The following is a 16,049-nucleotide window of genomic DNA, read 5'->3' on the forward strand; positions in this document are numbered from 1 at the left end:
TGGCCACCGAGGCCTATGCTGCCTATGACGCCGGGCGCATGCGGGAAGCAGCCAGCAAGGCCGAGCAGGCCTTCCGCCAGCAGCCGAAGCAGGGCGCCTGGGCGATGCTGTGGGTGGCGGCGCTGGAAGCACAGCAACAGGCCGAACTGGCCGACGCGGCCATCGGCACGGCGCTGCAGCTGGGCGCACCGAACGTCGAGGAACTGCACGCGCGGCGCGTGGCGCTGGCCCGCCAGCGCGCGCTGCTGCAGGCCCAGCAGGCCTACCAGTCGCTGTCCACGCAGAACGATGCGGCGGCCGTCGCGCAGGCGCGGGCCGCCGTCGAGCTTGCGCCGGATGTTGCTTCGTACCGGTTGCTGTTGATCACCGCGCAGCTGCAGCAGGGGCAGCTGGCCGACGCCGAGCGCAGCGCCGACCAGGCACTGCAGGCCGACGGCGGCGATCTCAATGCCCGGGTGATGCGCGGTTATCTGCGCCAGCGCCAGGGCAAGACCGTGCTTGCCAATGAGGACTTCGACACCGCGCTTGCCATGCCGGGGTCCACAACGCAACAGCGCAGCGTGCGCCTGCTGGCCGTGGATGCGGCCTTGGCCGCTGGGGACCGCAAACGTGCGGCTGCACTGCTGGCGCCGCTGCAGGCGGCGTTGTCCACGGATGTGGGCGATGCTCGCGCGCAGCAGTTGCTGCAGCAGGGCATCGAGCAGCGCGCCAGGGCGACCGGATCCAGTCGCGAGCGTCCGCGCATGAGTGCGCAGGCCTATCCGGCGCCGTTCCAGCATTGCCAGTCGGATGGCACCGGCACTGTCTGCGAGCTGATGCCGGCTGACCTGCAGGGCGACGGTGGTGCCGCACAGCGCGCATATGCAGCCTACGCGCGGCAGGACTTTGCCGAGGCCATCGGTGAGGCAAGGCAGGCCGTGCAACTCGCACCGGACGATGCAGACCTGCAAGGCCTGCTGACCACCACGCTGGCGGCAGGCAACCGCAGCCAGCAGGACGAAGCGCGGCTGCGCCTGGATGCGACGCTGGCACAACACCCTGATGACGCGGTGGCGCTGATGCAACGCGGCTACCTCAACCAGAAGGCCCGTGAACCGGCGCGCGCACTGGCCGACTTCCGTGCCGCCGAGGCCACCGGCAAGGCACCCAAGAGCGTGGTGATCGACCAGGCGTACGCGAGTGCGGCCAACGGAGATCATCCGCAGGCGGTGTCGCTGCTGCGCAGCGCCATTGATCGCGCCGACGCCGGTGAGCTGCCTCTGGATGCGCATCAGCGCTACAACGTGCGCAATGCCATCGCCAACTATTCGCGCGAGTGGGGCGTGATCGCCTCGGCCGGCTTCCGCGGCGCGCGCCAGGCCGCGACCAATGTCGGCGGCGCGGCGATCAGTACGCCGGGCGATTCGGTGTTCAGCACGCTGGAAGCGTTCTGGCGGCCCCCGGCGTTCAATGACCAGCATGGCACGCTGGAGCTGTACACCCGGCTGCTCAACACGCTGTACGACGAGGGCGGCACCTACGAATCGATTCGCGCAGTGGACCCGTGCACCGGCGAATCGACACCCGACGCACGTGCTCGCGCCGACCGTCTCAGCCGCTCGCGTTCCACCACCGGCTGGCCGTCCACCATCGCCTCGTTCGGCATGCGCTACGCCTTCGGCCAGACCGGCCTGAGCGCCGGCATCGAGCGCCGCCAGTTTCTCGGTAGCGCCACCCGCACGGGCGATGTCTATCCCGCGTCCGCGGCCGTGCAGTGCAGCCTGCAGCTGGCCCTGAACCCGCCACTGGAAGCCAGCACGCTGGCCCGCTACCGCCTGGCCAGCGGTTCCGGTGGCTGGATGTCCTACCTGACCTACGGCTATTACCACGGTACCGACCTGCGCACCGACGTGAACCAGTGGTGGATGGTCAGCGGCTACGCGCAGGGCGGTTACACATGGGATGACAACAGCGCGCATTTCACGCTCGATGCACTCGATGCCAACGGCATACCGGTGCGGCGGATCGGCGATGCCAGCGGGCGCCTGCATCGCGAACAGTGGTTCGCGGCCGGTGAACTGCGCGCCGGACGCAGCTTCCGCTTTGGCGCCGGGCAGACCCACTGGGTGGTCACGCCGTATCTGGTGGTGGGGGCGGACTGGCTGGACCAGCGCTCGCGCGTGCGCGAGATCCGTTACCCGCTGTTCCCGTCGCAGTCGTTCGCGCTCAACGATACGCAGCGCAGCTGGTCACTTGGCGCGGGGCCGGGCCTGGGCGTGCGCTACTGGTTCCGCGAGGACCGCTACAACACGCCGCGTTCCTACCTCGACCTGACCGTGCAGTACCGCTTTGCGATCGGTGGCGGTGATACGCAGCGCGCCAAGGGCCTGTTCGCCACCGCCATCCTCTATTACTGAGGCAACCCCCACCGCCGCCGCAGCGCCGCCGCCTGCGGCGTGTCCTGGGTCAGCCACGGCTCCAGCGCATAGACCAGCACGTGCTGTGCGCCGCTGTCGCGTGCCCACGCCAGCTGCCGTTGGATCCGCGCGGCATCGGCAGTCTCGCCCTTAAACCCGCTGCCATCAGCGGCGCTGCCGGGCAGTTCGCGGAACAGCTCGACGATCGCATCGATGCCGATGTCGTGCGCGTGGAAGTGATCGAGCAACGGCTGAAGCTGCTGCAAGTTGCCGGCGCCGGCAACGCCCACGCCGTCCTGCACCATCGGCCGCAGCGTGGCCTGTGCCAGCACCGCCTGCCACAGCGTGACCAGGTTGCCGTCGGTCTGCAGGCGGCTGAAGTAGCAGGAGATCGCGCAGTCACCGCCGCGCGCGCGGGCGGCGTCTGCCAGCCCGTGCAGCCATTGCGCCAGCCACTGCTGGCGGGCCGGATCGGCCCAGTGGTACTGCTCCAGCTCGTAGGGCAGGTACCAGCCCTCGAAGGCGGGTACCTGCGCCCAGGGCGCCTGTGCCAACCAGCGGCGTGCATGCGCCAAGCTGTCGGCGAGGAACGCCTGCAGCGTGGCATCGTCGGCCCCGATCACCTGCCACCAGCGTTGCTGGAAGGGCAGTCCGACGCGGATGCGGATGTCGTTCTCGCTGGCGGCGGTGAACAGCTGCTGCAGGCTGCCGTCGGGCAGTGACCAGTCGCCGTCACTGCCGCCGACGATGCCGGTCCATTGCAGCACCAGCTGACGGCAGCCCAGCGTATGTGCAAGCTTCAACGAGCGCTGCCAGTCGGCCAGTCCCCACTGCAGGTGGCTGCGCCAGGGCTGCAGGAAGGTGCCGTCGACCTGCACCGGCAGCGAGCAGCCGGGCAGGGTGGCGAGCGTACCGGCCAACGGCGCCAGCACGGCCGCGCGCAGCAGGCGGCGGCGCAACGGCGAAGACGGATCTGCGGGAAGGACGGGCGCAACCATGCCCGCATCATCCCAGAGCACCGTGCGCAGCAGGTGAACCCAGCGACCGGTGGTGCTGGCCGCTGGCCGGCACCACCGTGTGCTTACTCCAACGCGTAGCGCAGGGTGAACAGCACCGCCACCAGCCATACCGCCGGATGCACTTCGCGCCAGCGGCCGGTGCCGGCCTTCAGTGCCGCATACGCGATGAAGCCAAACGCCAGGCCATTCGCGATGGAGTAGGTGAACGGCATCGCCAGCGCGCACAGTGCGGCCGGCACCGATTCGGTCAGGTCGCTCCAGTCCACTTCCACCAGTTCGCGCAGCATCAGGCCGGCCACGAACAGCAGCGCCGGTGCGGTGGCATAGCTGGGCACCATCGCCGCCAGCGGCGAGAACAGCAGCGCGGCCACGAACAGCGCCGATACGACCAGCGCAGTCAGGCCGGTACGGCCACCCACCTGCACGCCCGAGGCGCTTTCAGCGAAAGCGGTGGTGCTGCTGGTGCCGAGCACCGAACCGGCCACGATGGCGGTGCTGTCGGCCAGCAACGCGCGGCCGAAGCGCTTCTGCGCGCCCGGCAGCTTCAGCAGTCCGGCGCGACCGACCACGCCATACAGGGTGCCGGTGGCATCGAACACTTCCACCAGCACGAACACCAGCACTACCTGCAGCAACACCGCGATCGGCGCACCGCCGTCATGGTGCAGCAGGCCCGGCAGGTCCAGCTGCAGGAAGGTGGGGGCCAGGCTCGGCGGCAGCGAAACCAGGCCCTGGTACTGCACGTCGCCCAATGCCCAGCCCGCACCGGTCACCGCCAGGATGCCGATCAGGATCGCGCCGCGGATCCGGCGTGCTTCCAGCACTGCGATCAACAGGAAACCGGCCAGCGCCAGCAGTGGCGGCGCCGTGTTCAACGGGCCCAGCGCCACCAGCGTGTCTTCGTTGCCGACGATCACGCCGGATTTCTGCAGTGCGATGATCGCCAGGAACAGGCCGATGCCGGCCACGATCGCCGAGCGCAGCGACGAAGGAATGCCCGACACCAGCCATGCCCGCACACCGGTCAGCGACAGCACCAGGAACACCAGGCCGGAGATGAACACCGCCCCCAGCGCCTGCTGCCACGGCAGGCCGGCAGCGCCGACCACGGTGAACGCGAAGAACGCGTTCAGGCCCATCCCCGGTGCCATGCCGACCGGGAAGTTGGCCGCCAGCGCCATTACCGCCGAACCCAGCGCGGCGGCCAGGCAGGTGGCCACGAACACCGCACCCGCATCCATGCCGGTGGTGCCGAGGATCTCCGGGTTGACGAAGACGATGTAGGACATCGTCAGGAAGGTGGTGATGCCGGCCAGCAGCTCGGTACGCACGGTGGTGCCGTGCTGCTGCAGCTGGAACATGCGCTCGAACAGGGACATGGAGATTCTCGCGACTAAGGTGTCACGACCAACGGTCGTGACCTACCCGAATGCAGAACGTGGGTACCGACCGTTGGTGGTGGGTACCGACCGTTGGTCGGTACGCTTCAAAGCGTCACCACCAACGGTGGTGACCTACCGAAAGGAGAAAGGCCGCGCGAGCGCGGCCTTTCCGGTTGCCTTACTTCAGCGCCTTGAAGCGCAGGCGCTTCGGCGCAGCGTCATCGCCCATCCGACGCTTCTTGTCTTCCTCGTACTCGCGGTAGTTGCCCTGGAAGAACTCCACGTGCGAGTCGCCTTCGAAAGCGATGATGTGCGTGGCGATGCGGTCCAGGAACCAGCGGTCGTGCGAGATCACGAAGGTGTTGCCCGGGAACTCCAGCAGCGCGTCTTCCAGTGCACGCAGGGTTTCGATGTCCAGGTCGTTGGACGGTTCGTCGAGCAGCAGCACGTTGCCGCCCTGCAGCAGGGTCTTGGCCATGTGCAGGCGGCCACGCTCACCACCGGACAGCGAACCGACCATCTTCTGCTGGTCCTGGCCCTTGAAGTTGAAGCGGCCGATGTAGGCGCGCGACTGGATCTCGATGCCGTTGATGTTGAGGATGTCCAGGCCGCCGGCGATTTCCTGGAAGACGTTGTGGTTGCCTTCCAGCTTGTCGCGGCTCTGGTCCACGTAGGACAGCTGCACGGTCGGGCCGATCACGATCTCGCCCGAATCCGGCTTTTCCTGGCCGGTGATCATCTTGAACAGGGTCGACTTGCCGGCGCCGTTCGGGCCGATGATGCCGACGATCGCGCCCGGCGGAATCAGCATCGACAGGTTGTCGATCAGCAGGCGGTCGCCGAACTTCTTGGAGACGTTCTTGAACTCCATCACCATGTTGCCCAGGCGCTCGCCCGGCGGGATGAAGATTTCGTTGGTCTCGTTGCGCTTCTGGTAATCCTGCGACTGCAGCTCTTCCAGGCGGGCCAGACGGGCCTTGCCCTTGGAACGGCCGCCCTTGGCGTTCTGGCGCGACCACTCCAGTTCCTTCTGGATCGCCTTCTGGCGGGCCTTTTCCTGGTTCTCTTCCTGCTTCAGGCGCTCATCCTTCTGCACCAGCCATTCAGTGTAGTTGCCCTTCCACGGAATGCCGCGGCCGCGGTCCAGTTCCAGGATCCACTCGGCGGCGTTGTCCAGGAAGTAGCGATCATGGGTGACCGCCACCACGGTGCCGGTGTAGCGCGCCAGGAACTGTTCCAGCCATTCCACCGACTCGGCGTCGAGGTGGTTGGTCGGTTCGTCCAGCAGCAGCATGTCCGGCTTCTGCAGCAGCAGGCGGCACAGTGCCACGCGGCGCTTTTCACCGCCGGACAGGTTGGCGATCTTGGCATCCCACGGCGGCAGGCGCAGCGCATCGGCAGCCACGTCCAGCTGGTTTTCCAGGGTGTGCGCATCACCGGCGGCCAGGATCGCCTCCAGGCGCTCCTGCTCCTTGGCCAGCGCGTCGAAGTCGGCACCTTCCTCGGCGTAGGCGGCATACACCGCTTCCAGCGCAGCCTGCGCCTGCAGCACTTCGCCCACGCCTTCCTCGACCGACTCGCGCACGGTCTTGTTCGGGTCCAGTTCCGGTTCCTGGGCCAGGTAGCCGACCTTGATGCCCGGCTGCGGGCGGGCCTCGCCCTCGAAATCGGTGTCCACGCCGGCCATGATCTTCAGCACGGTGGACTTGCCGGCGCCGTTCAGGCCCAGCAGGCCGATCTTGGCACCCGGGAAGAAGGACAGCGAGATGTCCTTGATGATCTGCCGCTTGGGCGGGACCACCTTGGACACGCGGTTCATGGTGTAGATGTATTGCGAGGACATGAGGTCTCCGTAGGCGCGGCCCTGCGCCCGGCCCATCACGGGAACATCCCGTTGTGGCAGCGGGCACAGACTGGAAAGGAATACCGCCAATTATAGCCGGAACCGGTTCCGGGCCGCGCCGGGCAGGCGCCGTCGGGCTGGCCGTGGGCTGAATACTGCGTCACAGTCCTGCAGCGGGAAGCGTTTCCAGCCGGAAACGGTTCAGATCGGTTGCGCAATATGGGCTCACCACCACCCAAGCAGAGGTCTGACATGCGCATCAATCGAGTAATGGCCGGCGCCGTGGCCTCTGTGCTGGCGTTCGGCGCGGTGGCCCCGGCCTTTGCCGACAACGACCACCGTCGCGGCCATGACCGCCGCGAGTGGCGCGAGGACCGCCGCGAATGGCGACAGGACCGCCGTGACTGGGAACGCGACCGCCGCGAGGCACGCCGCGACTGGGAGCGCGACCGCCGCGACTGGCACCGCGATCACGACCGCTACTACCGCCCGGCCCCGCCGCCGCCGCGCGTGGTCTACGGCCCGGGCTACGGCTGGAAGGTCGGCCACCGCTACCGCGATTACTACCGCGGCCCGATCTATGTGGTGAACGACTACCCGCGCTACCACCTGCGCCGCCCGCCGTATGGGCACCACTGGATCCGCGACGACCGCGGCAACATGCTGCTGGTGGCGGTGGCGACCGGCATCATCGCCGACTACATCATCAACAGTCGCTGAGGATCGCGGCCGGGGTCGGATCCCTTTCCAACGGAAAGGGCCCTGATCCCACAACATCCCTGGAAACCATACGGGGCCGGATTCCTTCGGGAGTGCCGGCCCCGGCCTTTTCGGCCCCGGCAGGCCGGTGCGGGGCTACAATCAGGGGCTGAGCCGTACCCCTTTCCCTGCCTGCTGGAGTACCCGATGTTCCCGCGTGACGTCCGCATCGAAACCTACGATCCCGAACTGGCCAAGGCCATTGCCGCTGAGACCCAGCGCCAGGAAGACCACGTCGAGCTGATCGCCAGCGAGAACTACACCAGCCCGGCGGTGATGGAAGCCCAGGGCAGCCAGCTGACCAACAAGTACGCCGAAGGCTACCCGGGCAAGCGCTACTACGGTGGCTGCGAATACGTGGACATCGCCGAGCAGCTGGCGATCGACCGCCTCAAGCAGCTGTTCGGCGCGGACTACGCCAACGTGCAGCCGCACAGCGGCTCGCAGGCCAACCAGGCCGTGTACTTCGCCCTGCTGCAGCCGGGTGACACCATCCTCGGCATGAGCCTGGCCCACGGCGGCCACCTCACCCACGGTGCCAAGGTCAATGCCTCGGGCAAGCTGTTCAACGCCGTGCAGTACGGCGTCAACGACCAGGGCCTGATCGATTACGACGAAGTCGAGCGCCTGGCCCTGGAGCACAAGCCGAAGATGGTCGTCGCCGGCTTCTCGGCGTACTCGCAGGTGATCGACTGGGCGCGCTTCCGCGCCATCGCCGACAAGGTCGGTGCCTACCTGTTCGTGGACATGGCCCACGTGGCCGGCCTGGTCGCCGCTGGCGTCTACCCGAGCCCGCTGGAGCATGCCCACGTCGTTACCTCCACCACCCACAAGACCCTGCGCGGCCCGCGTGGCGGCATCATCATCGCCAAGGGCGCCGACGAAGACCTGGTCAAGAAGCTGCAGTCGATCGTGTTCCCGGGCATCCAGGGCGGTCCGCTGATGCACGTCATCGCCGGCAAGGCCGTGGCCTTCAAGGAAGCGCTGGAACCGGGCTTCAAGGCCTACCAGCAGCAGGTGGTGAAGAACGCCCAGGCGATGGCCAACACGCTGATCTCGCGCGGCTACAAGATCGTTTCCGGTGGCACCCAGAACCACCTGATGCTGGTCGACATGATCGGCAAGGACGTGTCCGGCAAGGATGCGGAAGCTGCGCTGGGCAAGGCTCACATCACTGTCAACAAGAACTCGGTGCCGAACGATCCGCGTTCTCCGTTCGTGACCTCGGGCCTGCGCCTGGGCACCCCGGCCGTGACCACCCGTGGCTACGTCGAGCAGGACTGCGTGGACCTGGCCAACTGGATCGCCGACGTGCTGGACGCGCCGAACGATGATGCCGTCATCGCCCGCGTGCGTGATGCCGTCAGCGCGCAGTGCCGCAAGTACCCGGTCTACGGCTGATCGCCGCCGGGGTCGGATCCCTTCCCGCAGGGAAGGGCTCTGACCCCGTCACCAGGAATCCCGCGCATGGATGAGCGCCGCCTCAAGTACCTGTATGCCGTCCTGGCGGTGGCATTTGGCCTGCCCAGCCTGGCAGTGGGCGGTGTCGCGGCGACGATGCTGCTGCTGACGGGGCTGGGCCAGTTCGGCCATGGCACGCTGGCCGCGGTGACGGTGATGCCGCTGTGGGGCCTGGCCGGCATTGCCGGCTGCCTGGCCTGGTTGTGGCTCAGCGCCGGGTATCTGCTGCAGGGGCGTGCCGGGCTGCAGGTGCATCGCCTCTGGTGGTGGATGCTGCTGGCCGGCGGTCTTGCCGCTGTGCCCCCGCTGGGGCTGGCGCTGTGGTGGAGCATCACGGTCCACGCCGAAGGCATCGCCCTGTTGCTGTTGGGCCCATCGATGCTGGTGCCGGCGGCGGTGCTGGTGTGGATCAAGCGCCGCGCATGACGTGGCCCATGGAAGGACATCGAACGCATGGATGAGCCCCTGCACAAGCGCGGGATGGCCATTGCCGGCCTGCTGGTGGGCCTGCCCACAGTGGCAGCAGGCGGTACGGGTGCCGTGCTGGGGCTGATGGTCGTATGGGACGGCAAGTACCTGACGGGCGACGAGCACACGCTGTTGCTGCTGTGGTCGTCGGCGGGAATCATCGGCCTGCTGTCGTGGTTGTGGCTGAGCGGGCTGTTCCTGTGGCGCGGTGTTGCCGGCCTGCGCCAATCACCGGTTGCCGCCTGGGCCGGCCTGGCGCTGGGCGTGCTGGCTGCGTTGGGCGTGATCGCCGCCGCGTTGTACTTCACCTTCAAGCACGGGGAGATCTCGACATTGGCCTTCCTCGGCTTTGGCCCACCGCTGTTGGTGATGGCCGGGCACCTGGCGTGGCTGCGCTGGTCACGCGTGGCATCGCCGCCGCCCGCACCGGGTTGAGCCGGACATCACGAACTCGCCGCACACCTCGGGTGGCCAGAATGCAGGCGCTTCCGCGCAGGCAGCATTTGCTGCGGCGCCCTTTCTCAGGTACCTTTGCGACGCTGCCATGATCGTGGCAATTGCTCCCTGAGCCAGGCGTTCCATGCATTGCCCCTTCTGCCAACATGCCGATACCCGGGTCATCGACTCGCGCGTCTCTGAAGACGGCGCGACGATTCGCCGTCGGCGGGAATGCGAAGCCTGCGGCGAGCGCTTCAGCACTCTGGAAACGGTCGAGCTGAAGCTGCCGGCCATCGTCAAGAGCGATGGCACCCGCGAAGCGTTCGACCAGCGCAAGGTCCGCGCGGGGTTCGACCGCGCGCTGCAGAAGCGCGCGGTGCCCGAAGACAAGATCGAAGCGGCGGTACGTGCGGTGGTGCACCAGCTGCGCATCAGCGGCGAGCGCGAAGTGCCCTCGATCAAGGTTGGCGAGTTCGTCATGAACGAACTGCGCAAGCTCGACCACGTGGGCTACGTGCGCTTCGCTTCGGTGTACCGCAGCTTCGAGGACGTGGCCGATTTCCGCGAGGAGATCGAGAAGCTCGAGCGCGACCTGCCGTCCAGCACCGAACAGCTGCAGCTGCTGGGCGATGTGATCGCCCTGACCAAGAAGAAGAAGGGCTGACCGACACCGCTGTGGTGGCACGGAGGCGCCCATGATCTGGTGGGTGCCAACCTTGGTTGGCACGGAGGTATCCATCCACGCATGGCGTGGATCTACCGATCGCGTGCATCCACACCGGCGGCGTTACCATGGTCGCATGACACCATCGTTCTCCGTCCTCGACCACCTGCACATGGCCAACGCGCTGCGTCTGGCCGAGCGCGCTGCCTATACCACCCGGCCCAACCCGATGGTCGGCTGCGTGATCGCCCACGGCGAACGCGTGGTCGGGCAGGGCTGGCACCAGCGCGCAGGGGGGCCGCACGCTGAAGTATTCGCACTGCGCGAAGCCGGCAGCGAGGCCCGCGGTGCCACCGCTTATGTCACCCTGGAGCCCTGCGCCCATTACGGGCGCACGCCGCCGTGCGCACTGGCGCTGATCGAAGCGGGCGTGACGCGCGTGGTGGCGGCGATGCGCGATCCCTTCCCGAAGGTTGATGGCGGTGGCTTCGATCTGCTGCGCAATGCAGGTATCGAGGTTGCCGAAGGACTGATGGCGGCGCCGGCGCGCGAGCTCAACAAGGGCTTCCTGTCACGCGTGGAGCGCAACCGCCCGTGGCTGCGGGTGAAGCTGGCCGCCAGCCTCGATGGCCGCACCGCGATGGCCGACGGCAGCTCCAAGTGGATCACCGGGCCGGCTGCGCGCGAGGACGTGCAGCACTGGCGCGCTCGCGCCGGTGCGATCCTGACTGGCGCCGATACCGTGCTGGCCGACGACCCGATGTTGACCGTGCGCCTGGCCGGTGCCGAAGTGATGCCGCCACTGCGCGTGGTGCTCGATTCGCGCCTGCGTTCGCTCGAATGCAGCCGTGTGCGCGAGGGCGGTGCGCCGACGCTGTACCTGCACGATGCGGCGGTGAGCGCACCGGATGCGGCCGACGCCGAATTTGCCAGCGTGCCCAGCGCAGAGGGGCGGTTGGATCTGGGTGCGGTGCTGGCGCTGCTGGCCGAGCGTGGCATCAACGAGGTGCATACCGAAGCCGGCGCGACACTGGCCGGTGCGCTGCTGCGCGCTGGCTGGGTGGACGAACTGCTGCTGTACCAGGCGCCCACGCTGCTGGGCGACAACGGTCGTCCGTTGCTGGCGGGCCTGGGCATCGAGGCAATGGGCCAGCAGCGCCGTCTGCGCGTGGTTGACCAGCGCCAGGTCGGCGAGGACATCCGGCTGCTGTTGCGCCCGTGAGGCAATGGCGGGGCACTGGCCCCGTTCCGGCGCTGTCAGGTGCCCTCGTCCTCGTGGGCAGGGCACTGCTCTTTCCATTGCTGCTTCCACAGCAGATGCAGGTCACGGCAGTAGGCACCGAGTGCTTCTCCCGTCAGTTGCGTTGACTTCCACCGCAGCCTGCGCCGGCTGATGCCCTGGTCGTACTCGTCCGGCAGTACCGACGGTGCGCACTGATCGTGGTACTGCAGGAACGCGCGGCAATCGTCGTTCTCGCTCAGTTGCGCGTCGATGTCGCGGTCGCGCAGCTGGGTCGACTCGAACGCAACCGAAGGTTGCACGAAGAATGTCCTGGGTCTGGACGCTTCGGCGTGCCAGCACGCCATCAGCGCGACAAGCAGGGCCGTGGTCGAGGTTGTGCGGTTTTTCATGCTGTTGCCCTCGTGGAAGAGGACAACAGCATTGATCACGCAGTGTGCGCAAGACCATGCAACGGTTCTGAAAGTGCCATTGATCCTGCTGCAGGCAACGGCGCTACATCGTGCTCATGTGCACTCGTCCGTCCACATCATCTCGGCGATCGGGCGCAGCGCCTTGCACTCCTGCGTCATCTCATCGGCCGACTTCACCTGTGCCTTGGCCTTCAGTTCCTCGGCCATCGCATCCACGCCGCTGATCTGGTCGGGTGCGATCTTCGCCACGCAGCTGCGGTGCTGCTGCAGCAGCAGGTCGCAGCCGGGTACGCCGGTCACCTTCGGTGCGCTGGCCGCCTGCACGTCCTGCATCCATTCCTCGAACGGTGCCAGCGCCCCGGTCACGGTGCCCACCAGATCATCGAAGTTGCCGCTGTACCAGTAGCCGTTGTCCTTGGCCGGGTACAGGGTGAAGGTGCCGCTGACCGGCACGCGCGCGCCGCTCTGCAGCGCCTGGGTGTAGGCGTCGGTGAACTGCTTGCGCGAGGCCGGGCTGGCGTCGGCGGCAAGGCTGGCGGCGAACAGCGGACGTACCTTGCCCAGGTCGGGCACCTGGCAGCTGAAGGTGATGCGCGCCAGCTTCTGGTCGTCCACGTATTCGTTGTCTTCAATCACGCTCTTGCTGGCGCGGCACTTCGAATCACGCAGGGCCTTGGCATACAGCGCTTCGCTGGTGGCCGCGTCGGCCTTGGCGCCGGTGCTGGCAAGCACGACCTGCCACGGTTCGGCCAGCGCCTTGGCCAATGCGCCCGGGTTCGGGGTTACCGCGTCCTGGCCGTCGAAGGCGGGCTTCAGCGCATCGTTGAGGGTGCGGGTCGCGGCGGCGTCGTCTTCCAGCAGGACGCGGGCATACAGATCGAAGGCCTGTTCGGGCGTCAGTGTGGCCGGGGCGGCGCTGGCCAGCAGCGGGGCAGCCAGCAGGGCGCTGGCCAGCAGGGTACGCAAGGGGGTCTTCATGACGGTGTTTCCTGTTCCAGAGGCGCGCAAGCCTAGCGCATCTTTGCGCAGGCCCGACGGCGCCCTGTGATCACGTGCCGACGCGCGGGGCAAAAAAAAACGGGCCCCTTGCGGGGCCCGTTCGATCGCACGACGAGGAGCGACCGTTGGATCAGAAGCTGGCGCGGACGCCGGCCGAGTACTGGGTGACGTCGCGGTAGCCGGAGATCTCGCCCACCAGACCCCAGGTCTTGGTGAAGTTGATCTGGCCGCCAACAGTGCCGACCCAGGTGCCCTTGTAGTTGTTGCCGCCATCCATGTAGCCGGCCTTGGCCCAGGCTTCGGTCATGCGCGACGGCTTGCCGCGGATGCCCATGGTGACGCGGCCCAGGTTGGTGTGGTCCTTGCCGTGGTAACGCACACCGTCATAACGCAGGGTCGATTCGGCGTTCTGGCGCACCCAGGCGGCATCGGCGGTGAAGTCCAGGCGGTCGGTCCACGGCATGTGGTAGCCGATACCCAGCTCCGGCTGGTTCAGTTCCAGCTTCAGCGAATCTTCGCCGTAGTGGCGGGTCTTGCTGGTGCGCGACCAGCCACCGAACACGTAGACCTGCTCGGCCAGCGCGACCGAACCGCGCAGGTAGCCACCGTCGACCTTCGGGTCGTCCAGCAGGTTGTCGTCAACCTGGACCTGGGTCCAGCCGCCTTCAACGTAGGTGTAGCTCAGGGCCTCGGCCGAAGCCGAGAACGGGGCGGCGGCCAGCAGGGCGGCCACGATCAGGATCTTGCGCATGGGAATTCCTGTGAGTTTCAGTCCATTGGCGGGCCTGCCCTCGCGGCTGCCCGTGGCGACCTCATGTCGTCCGCTGCGGATTTTAATGAAAGTTTTACAAAATGCGAGAGACGGCCGTCACAGGCTGGGGCGGACCGGGGTTGGGGGTCGGATCCGTTTGCCATCGGGAAACGGCCCTGACCCCAGTGCTGCTGCGCCACCGGTCCATGGGGTCAGAGCCCTTTCCTGCGGAAAGGGATCCGACCCCGTTCAGCACGGGCTGGTACACTGCGCGGGCCGGTTCGCCGGTACACAAACGTCTTCAGGGCGGGGTGCAATTCCCCACCGGCGGTAGGTGCGCAAGCACGAGCCCGCGAGCGCCCCGGCTCACGGCCGGGGGTCAGCAGATCCGGTCCAATGCCGGAGCCGACGGTCATAGTCCGGATGAAAGAAGACGGTGCCACAGGGCTCTTGCCCTGCGTGCACCTGTTTGCCTTGCGGCGTTTTTCGCTCACTTTTCGCGGAGAACGTTACTTGTTTACTGGAATCATCGAAGGCGTCGGCCGTCTGGCCGCACGCGAATCCATCGGCGGCGATGTCCGCTTCACCTTCAATGTCGGGAATCTGCCGTTCGACAACGTGCAGATGGGCGAGAGCATTGCCATCAACGGCGTCTGCCTCACCGTCATCGCGTTCGATGCCCGCAGCTTCCAAGCCGACGCCTCCACCGAGACTCTGGGCCTGACCACGCTGGGCCAGCTGGGCGAGGGTGCGGTCATCAACCTGGAACGGGCCATGCGCCCGACCGACCGCCTCGGCGGCCATCTGGTCAGCGGCCACGTCGACGGCCTCGGCCAGGTGCTGTCCATCCAGGAAGATGCACGTGCCCAGCGCTGGCGCTTCGCCGCGCCGGCCTCGCTGCGCCGCTACATCGCCAGGAAGGGTTCGATCTGCGTGGACGGCGTCAGCCTCACCGTCAACGAAGTGGACGATGAAGGCTTTGAAGTCGCCCTCATTCCGCACACCGTGGCCAACACCGCCTTCTCTGCCACCGGCGTGGGCAGTGCGGTCAATCTGGAAATCGATCTGGTCGCCCGCTATGTGGAGCGGTTGATCAGTGTGCCGACCAACGGTCAGCACCCACACGGAGATGCCGCATGAATTTCGCCCCGATTCCGGAAATCCTGGAAGACATCCGCCTGGGCCGCATGGTGGTCATCGTCGATGACGAAGACCGAGAGAACGAAGGCGACCTGATCATGGCCGCCGAGCTGGTCAAGCCGTCGGACATCAACTTCATGGTCACCCATGGCCGTGGCCTGGTGTGCCTGCCGCTGACCCGCACCCGCGCCGCCGACCTCGGCCTGGCGCCGATGGTGCAGGCCAATACCGCGCAGTTCCAGACCAACTTCACGGTCAGCATCGAGGCCGCCGAGGGCGTTACCACCGGCATCTCGGCTCACGACCGCGCCCACACCATCCGCACCGCGGTCAAGCCCAACGCCAAGCCGTCGGACCTGCACCAGCCGGGCCACATCTTCCCGCTGATCGCCCAGCCGGGCGGCGTGCTGACCCGCGCCGGCCATACCGAAGCCGGCGTCGACCTGGCCATGCTGGCCGGGCTGGAACCGGCCGGCGTGCTGGTGGAGATCCTGAACCCGGATGGCAGCATGGCGCGCCGCCCGGAACTGGAAGTGTTCGCCCGCGAGCACGGCCTGAAGATGGGCTCCATCGCCGACCTGATCGCCTACCGCCTGGCCACCGAAAAGACTGTTGAACGTGTGGACGAGCGCGACATCGACACCGAATTCGGCCCGTTCAAGCTGGTGACCTACCGCGACCGCATCGCCCACGACCTGCATTTCGCCCTGGTGCGCGGCACGCCGGATGCGGAAACACCGACCCTGGTGCGCGTGCAGGTGGAAAACCCGCTGGCCGACCTGCTGCACTGGCGCCGTGACGACTTCGGCGTGGCGGCCACCGACGCCCTGCGTGCAATCGATGCCGAGGGCGCAGGCGTGATGGTGGTGCTGTCGGCCCCGCGCGATGGCGAAGCCCTGCTGGCCCGCCTGCGCCAGCAGCCGGCGCCGGTGGTGCCGGGCAAGGACAAGGACGTGGGCCAGTGGCGCCGCAACGGTGCCGGCGCACAGATCCTGTCCGACCTGGGCCTGGGCAAGCTGCGCGTGCTGGGCACCCCGCGCCGCCAGATCGGCCTGGCCGGGTACGGCCTGGAAGTG

The 16,049-nt window shown here is 67.4% G+C and carries 15 protein-coding genes and 1 riboswitch; of the genes, 9 read left to right on the top strand and 6 right to left on the bottom strand.

The window, feature by feature from the left end:
• On the top strand, positions 1–2,396 hold a 2,396-nt coding region (locus N5E02_RS16680), incomplete at its 5' end, for a hypothetical protein (protein ID WP_279946514.1).
• On the opposite strand, the gene N5E02_RS16685 is transcribed toward N5E02_RS16680, so the two are convergent.
• The 3 genes from N5E02_RS16685 to ettA form a co-directional block, all read right to left on the bottom strand.
• Positions 2,390–3,394 (bottom strand): DUF4434 domain-containing protein, encoded by a 1,005-nt coding sequence (locus N5E02_RS16685; RefSeq protein WP_188239236.1) that lies wholly within the window; start codon positions 3,392–3,394, stop codon positions 2,390–2,392. The two genes, N5E02_RS16680 and N5E02_RS16685, sit on opposite strands and share 7 nt — an antisense overlap.
• 83 nt (positions 3,395–3,477) lie before the next feature.
• Positions 3,478–4,794, bottom strand: coding sequence for an NCS2 family permease (locus tag N5E02_RS16690; protein WP_005415248.1), 1,317 nt, complete (start codon positions 4,792–4,794; stop codon positions 3,478–3,480).
• A gap of 181 nt (positions 4,795–4,975) precedes the next feature.
• Positions 4,976–6,640: an energy-dependent translational throttle protein EttA gene (gene ettA / locus N5E02_RS16695; RefSeq protein ID WP_005415249.1), complete on the bottom strand. Its 1,665-nt coding sequence runs from the start codon at positions 6,638–6,640 to the stop codon at positions 4,976–4,978.
• A gap of 252 nt (positions 6,641–6,892) precedes the next feature.
• On the opposite strand from ettA, the gene N5E02_RS16700 reads away from it, so the two are divergent.
• The 6 genes from N5E02_RS16700 (at position 6,893) to ribD (ending at position 11,652) form a co-directional block, all read left to right on the top strand.
• A complete protein-coding gene (locus N5E02_RS16700; protein WP_032953924.1) occupies positions 6,893–7,360 on the top strand; it encodes an RcnB family protein in 468 nt (155 codons plus the stop codon).
• Between the two features lie 186 nt (positions 7,361–7,546).
• Complete coding sequence (glyA, locus tag N5E02_RS16705) at positions 7,547–8,800, top strand: serine hydroxymethyltransferase (protein WP_005415251.1); 1,254 nt, start codon at positions 7,547–7,549, stop codon at positions 8,798–8,800.
• Between the two features lie 66 nt (positions 8,801–8,866).
• Positions 8,867–9,286: a hypothetical protein gene (locus tag N5E02_RS16710; RefSeq protein WP_005415252.1), complete on the top strand. Its 420-nt coding sequence runs from the start codon at positions 8,867–8,869 to the stop codon at positions 9,284–9,286.
• A 27-nt stretch (positions 9,287–9,313) separates the two neighbouring features.
• A complete protein-coding gene (locus N5E02_RS16715) occupies positions 9,314–9,763 on the top strand; it encodes a hypothetical protein (RefSeq protein WP_065186772.1) in 450 nt (149 codons plus the stop codon).
• Between the two features lie 145 nt (positions 9,764–9,908).
• Positions 9,909–10,430: a transcriptional regulator NrdR gene (gene nrdR, locus N5E02_RS16720; protein WP_005415256.1), complete on the top strand. Its 522-nt coding sequence runs from the start codon at positions 9,909–9,911 to the stop codon at positions 10,428–10,430.
• A 136-nt stretch (positions 10,431–10,566) separates the two neighbouring features.
• A complete protein-coding gene (gene ribD / locus N5E02_RS16725) occupies positions 10,567–11,652 on the top strand; it encodes a bifunctional diaminohydroxyphosphoribosylaminopyrimidine deaminase/5-amino-6-(5-phosphoribosylamino)uracil reductase RibD (protein ID WP_065178779.1) in 1,086 nt (361 codons plus the stop codon).
• A 35-nt stretch (positions 11,653–11,687) separates the two neighbouring features.
• Here the strand turns inward: ribD and N5E02_RS16730 are convergent, their stop codons facing one another.
• The 3 genes from N5E02_RS16730 to N5E02_RS16740 form a co-directional block, all read right to left on the bottom strand.
• Positions 11,688–12,062, bottom strand: a complete 375-nt coding sequence (locus tag N5E02_RS16730) for a hypothetical protein (protein ID WP_188239258.1) — start codon at positions 12,060–12,062, stop codon at positions 11,688–11,690.
• 114 nt (positions 12,063–12,176) lie between these two features.
• Positions 12,177–13,061, bottom strand: a complete 885-nt coding sequence (locus N5E02_RS16735) for a hypothetical protein (RefSeq protein ID WP_065178778.1) — start codon at positions 13,059–13,061, stop codon at positions 12,177–12,179.
• 151 nt (positions 13,062–13,212) lie between these two features.
• Positions 13,213–13,833: a hypothetical protein gene (locus tag N5E02_RS16740; RefSeq protein ID WP_005415264.1), complete on the bottom strand. Its 621-nt coding sequence runs from the start codon at positions 13,831–13,833 to the stop codon at positions 13,213–13,215.
• Between the two features lie 293 nt (positions 13,834–14,126).
• A riboswitch (FMN riboswitch) is annotated at positions 14,127–14,272 on the top strand.
• 74 nt (positions 14,273–14,346) lie between these two features.
• Between N5E02_RS16740 and N5E02_RS16745 the strand changes: the two genes are divergently transcribed.
• Together N5E02_RS16745 and ribB are read left to right on the top strand one after the other, a co-directional pair.
• Positions 14,347–14,973: a riboflavin synthase gene (locus N5E02_RS16745; protein ID WP_188239237.1), complete on the top strand. Its 627-nt coding sequence runs from the start codon at positions 14,347–14,349 to the stop codon at positions 14,971–14,973.
• Positions 14,970–16,049: 3,4-dihydroxy-2-butanone-4-phosphate synthase (gene ribB / locus N5E02_RS16750; RefSeq protein ID WP_279946520.1), on the top strand; the 1,080-nt coding region annotated here is incomplete at its 3' end. The genes N5E02_RS16745 and ribB, both read left to right, overlap by 4 nt.

The sequence above is a fragment of the Stenotrophomonas sp. GD03777 genome, assembly GCF_029842485.1.
Classification (GTDB): domain Bacteria; phylum Pseudomonadota; class Gammaproteobacteria; order Xanthomonadales; family Xanthomonadaceae; genus Stenotrophomonas; species Stenotrophomonas sepilia.

What these genes read in the sequence shown, in the direction of transcription:
- N5E02_RS16685 (WP_188239236.1), bottom strand. Translation starts at nt 3,394, where the DNA reads ATGGTTGCGCCCGTCCTTCCCGCAGATCCGTCTTCGCCGTTGCGCCGC.
- N5E02_RS16690 (WP_005415248.1), bottom strand. Translation starts at nt 4,794, where the DNA reads ATGTCCCTGTTCGAGCGCATGTTCCAGCTGCAGCAGCACGGCACCACC.
- ettA (WP_005415249.1), bottom strand. Translation starts at nt 6,640, where the DNA reads ATGTCCTCGCAATACATCTACACCATGAACCGCGTGTCCAAGGTGGTC.
- N5E02_RS16700 (WP_032953924.1), top strand. Translation starts at nt 6,893, where the DNA reads ATGCGCATCAATCGAGTAATGGCCGGCGCCGTGGCCTCTGTGCTGGCG.
- glyA (WP_005415251.1), top strand. Translation starts at nt 7,547, where the DNA reads ATGTTCCCGCGTGACGTCCGCATCGAAACCTACGATCCCGAACTGGCC.
- N5E02_RS16710 (WP_005415252.1), top strand. Translation starts at nt 8,867, where the DNA reads ATGGATGAGCGCCGCCTCAAGTACCTGTATGCCGTCCTGGCGGTGGCA.
- N5E02_RS16715 (WP_065186772.1), top strand. Translation starts at nt 9,314, where the DNA reads ATGGATGAGCCCCTGCACAAGCGCGGGATGGCCATTGCCGGCCTGCTG.
- nrdR (WP_005415256.1), top strand. Translation starts at nt 9,909, where the DNA reads ATGCATTGCCCCTTCTGCCAACATGCCGATACCCGGGTCATCGACTCG.
- ribD (WP_065178779.1), top strand. Translation starts at nt 10,567, where the DNA reads ATGACACCATCGTTCTCCGTCCTCGACCACCTGCACATGGCCAACGCG.
- N5E02_RS16730 (WP_188239258.1), bottom strand. Translation starts at nt 12,062, where the DNA reads ATGAAAAACCGCACAACCTCGACCACGGCCCTGCTTGTCGCGCTGATG.
- N5E02_RS16735 (WP_065178778.1), bottom strand. Translation starts at nt 13,061, where the DNA reads ATGAAGACCCCCTTGCGTACCCTGCTGGCCAGCGCCCTGCTGGCTGCC.
- N5E02_RS16740 (WP_005415264.1), bottom strand. Translation starts at nt 13,833, where the DNA reads ATGCGCAAGATCCTGATCGTGGCCGCCCTGCTGGCCGCCGCCCCGTTC.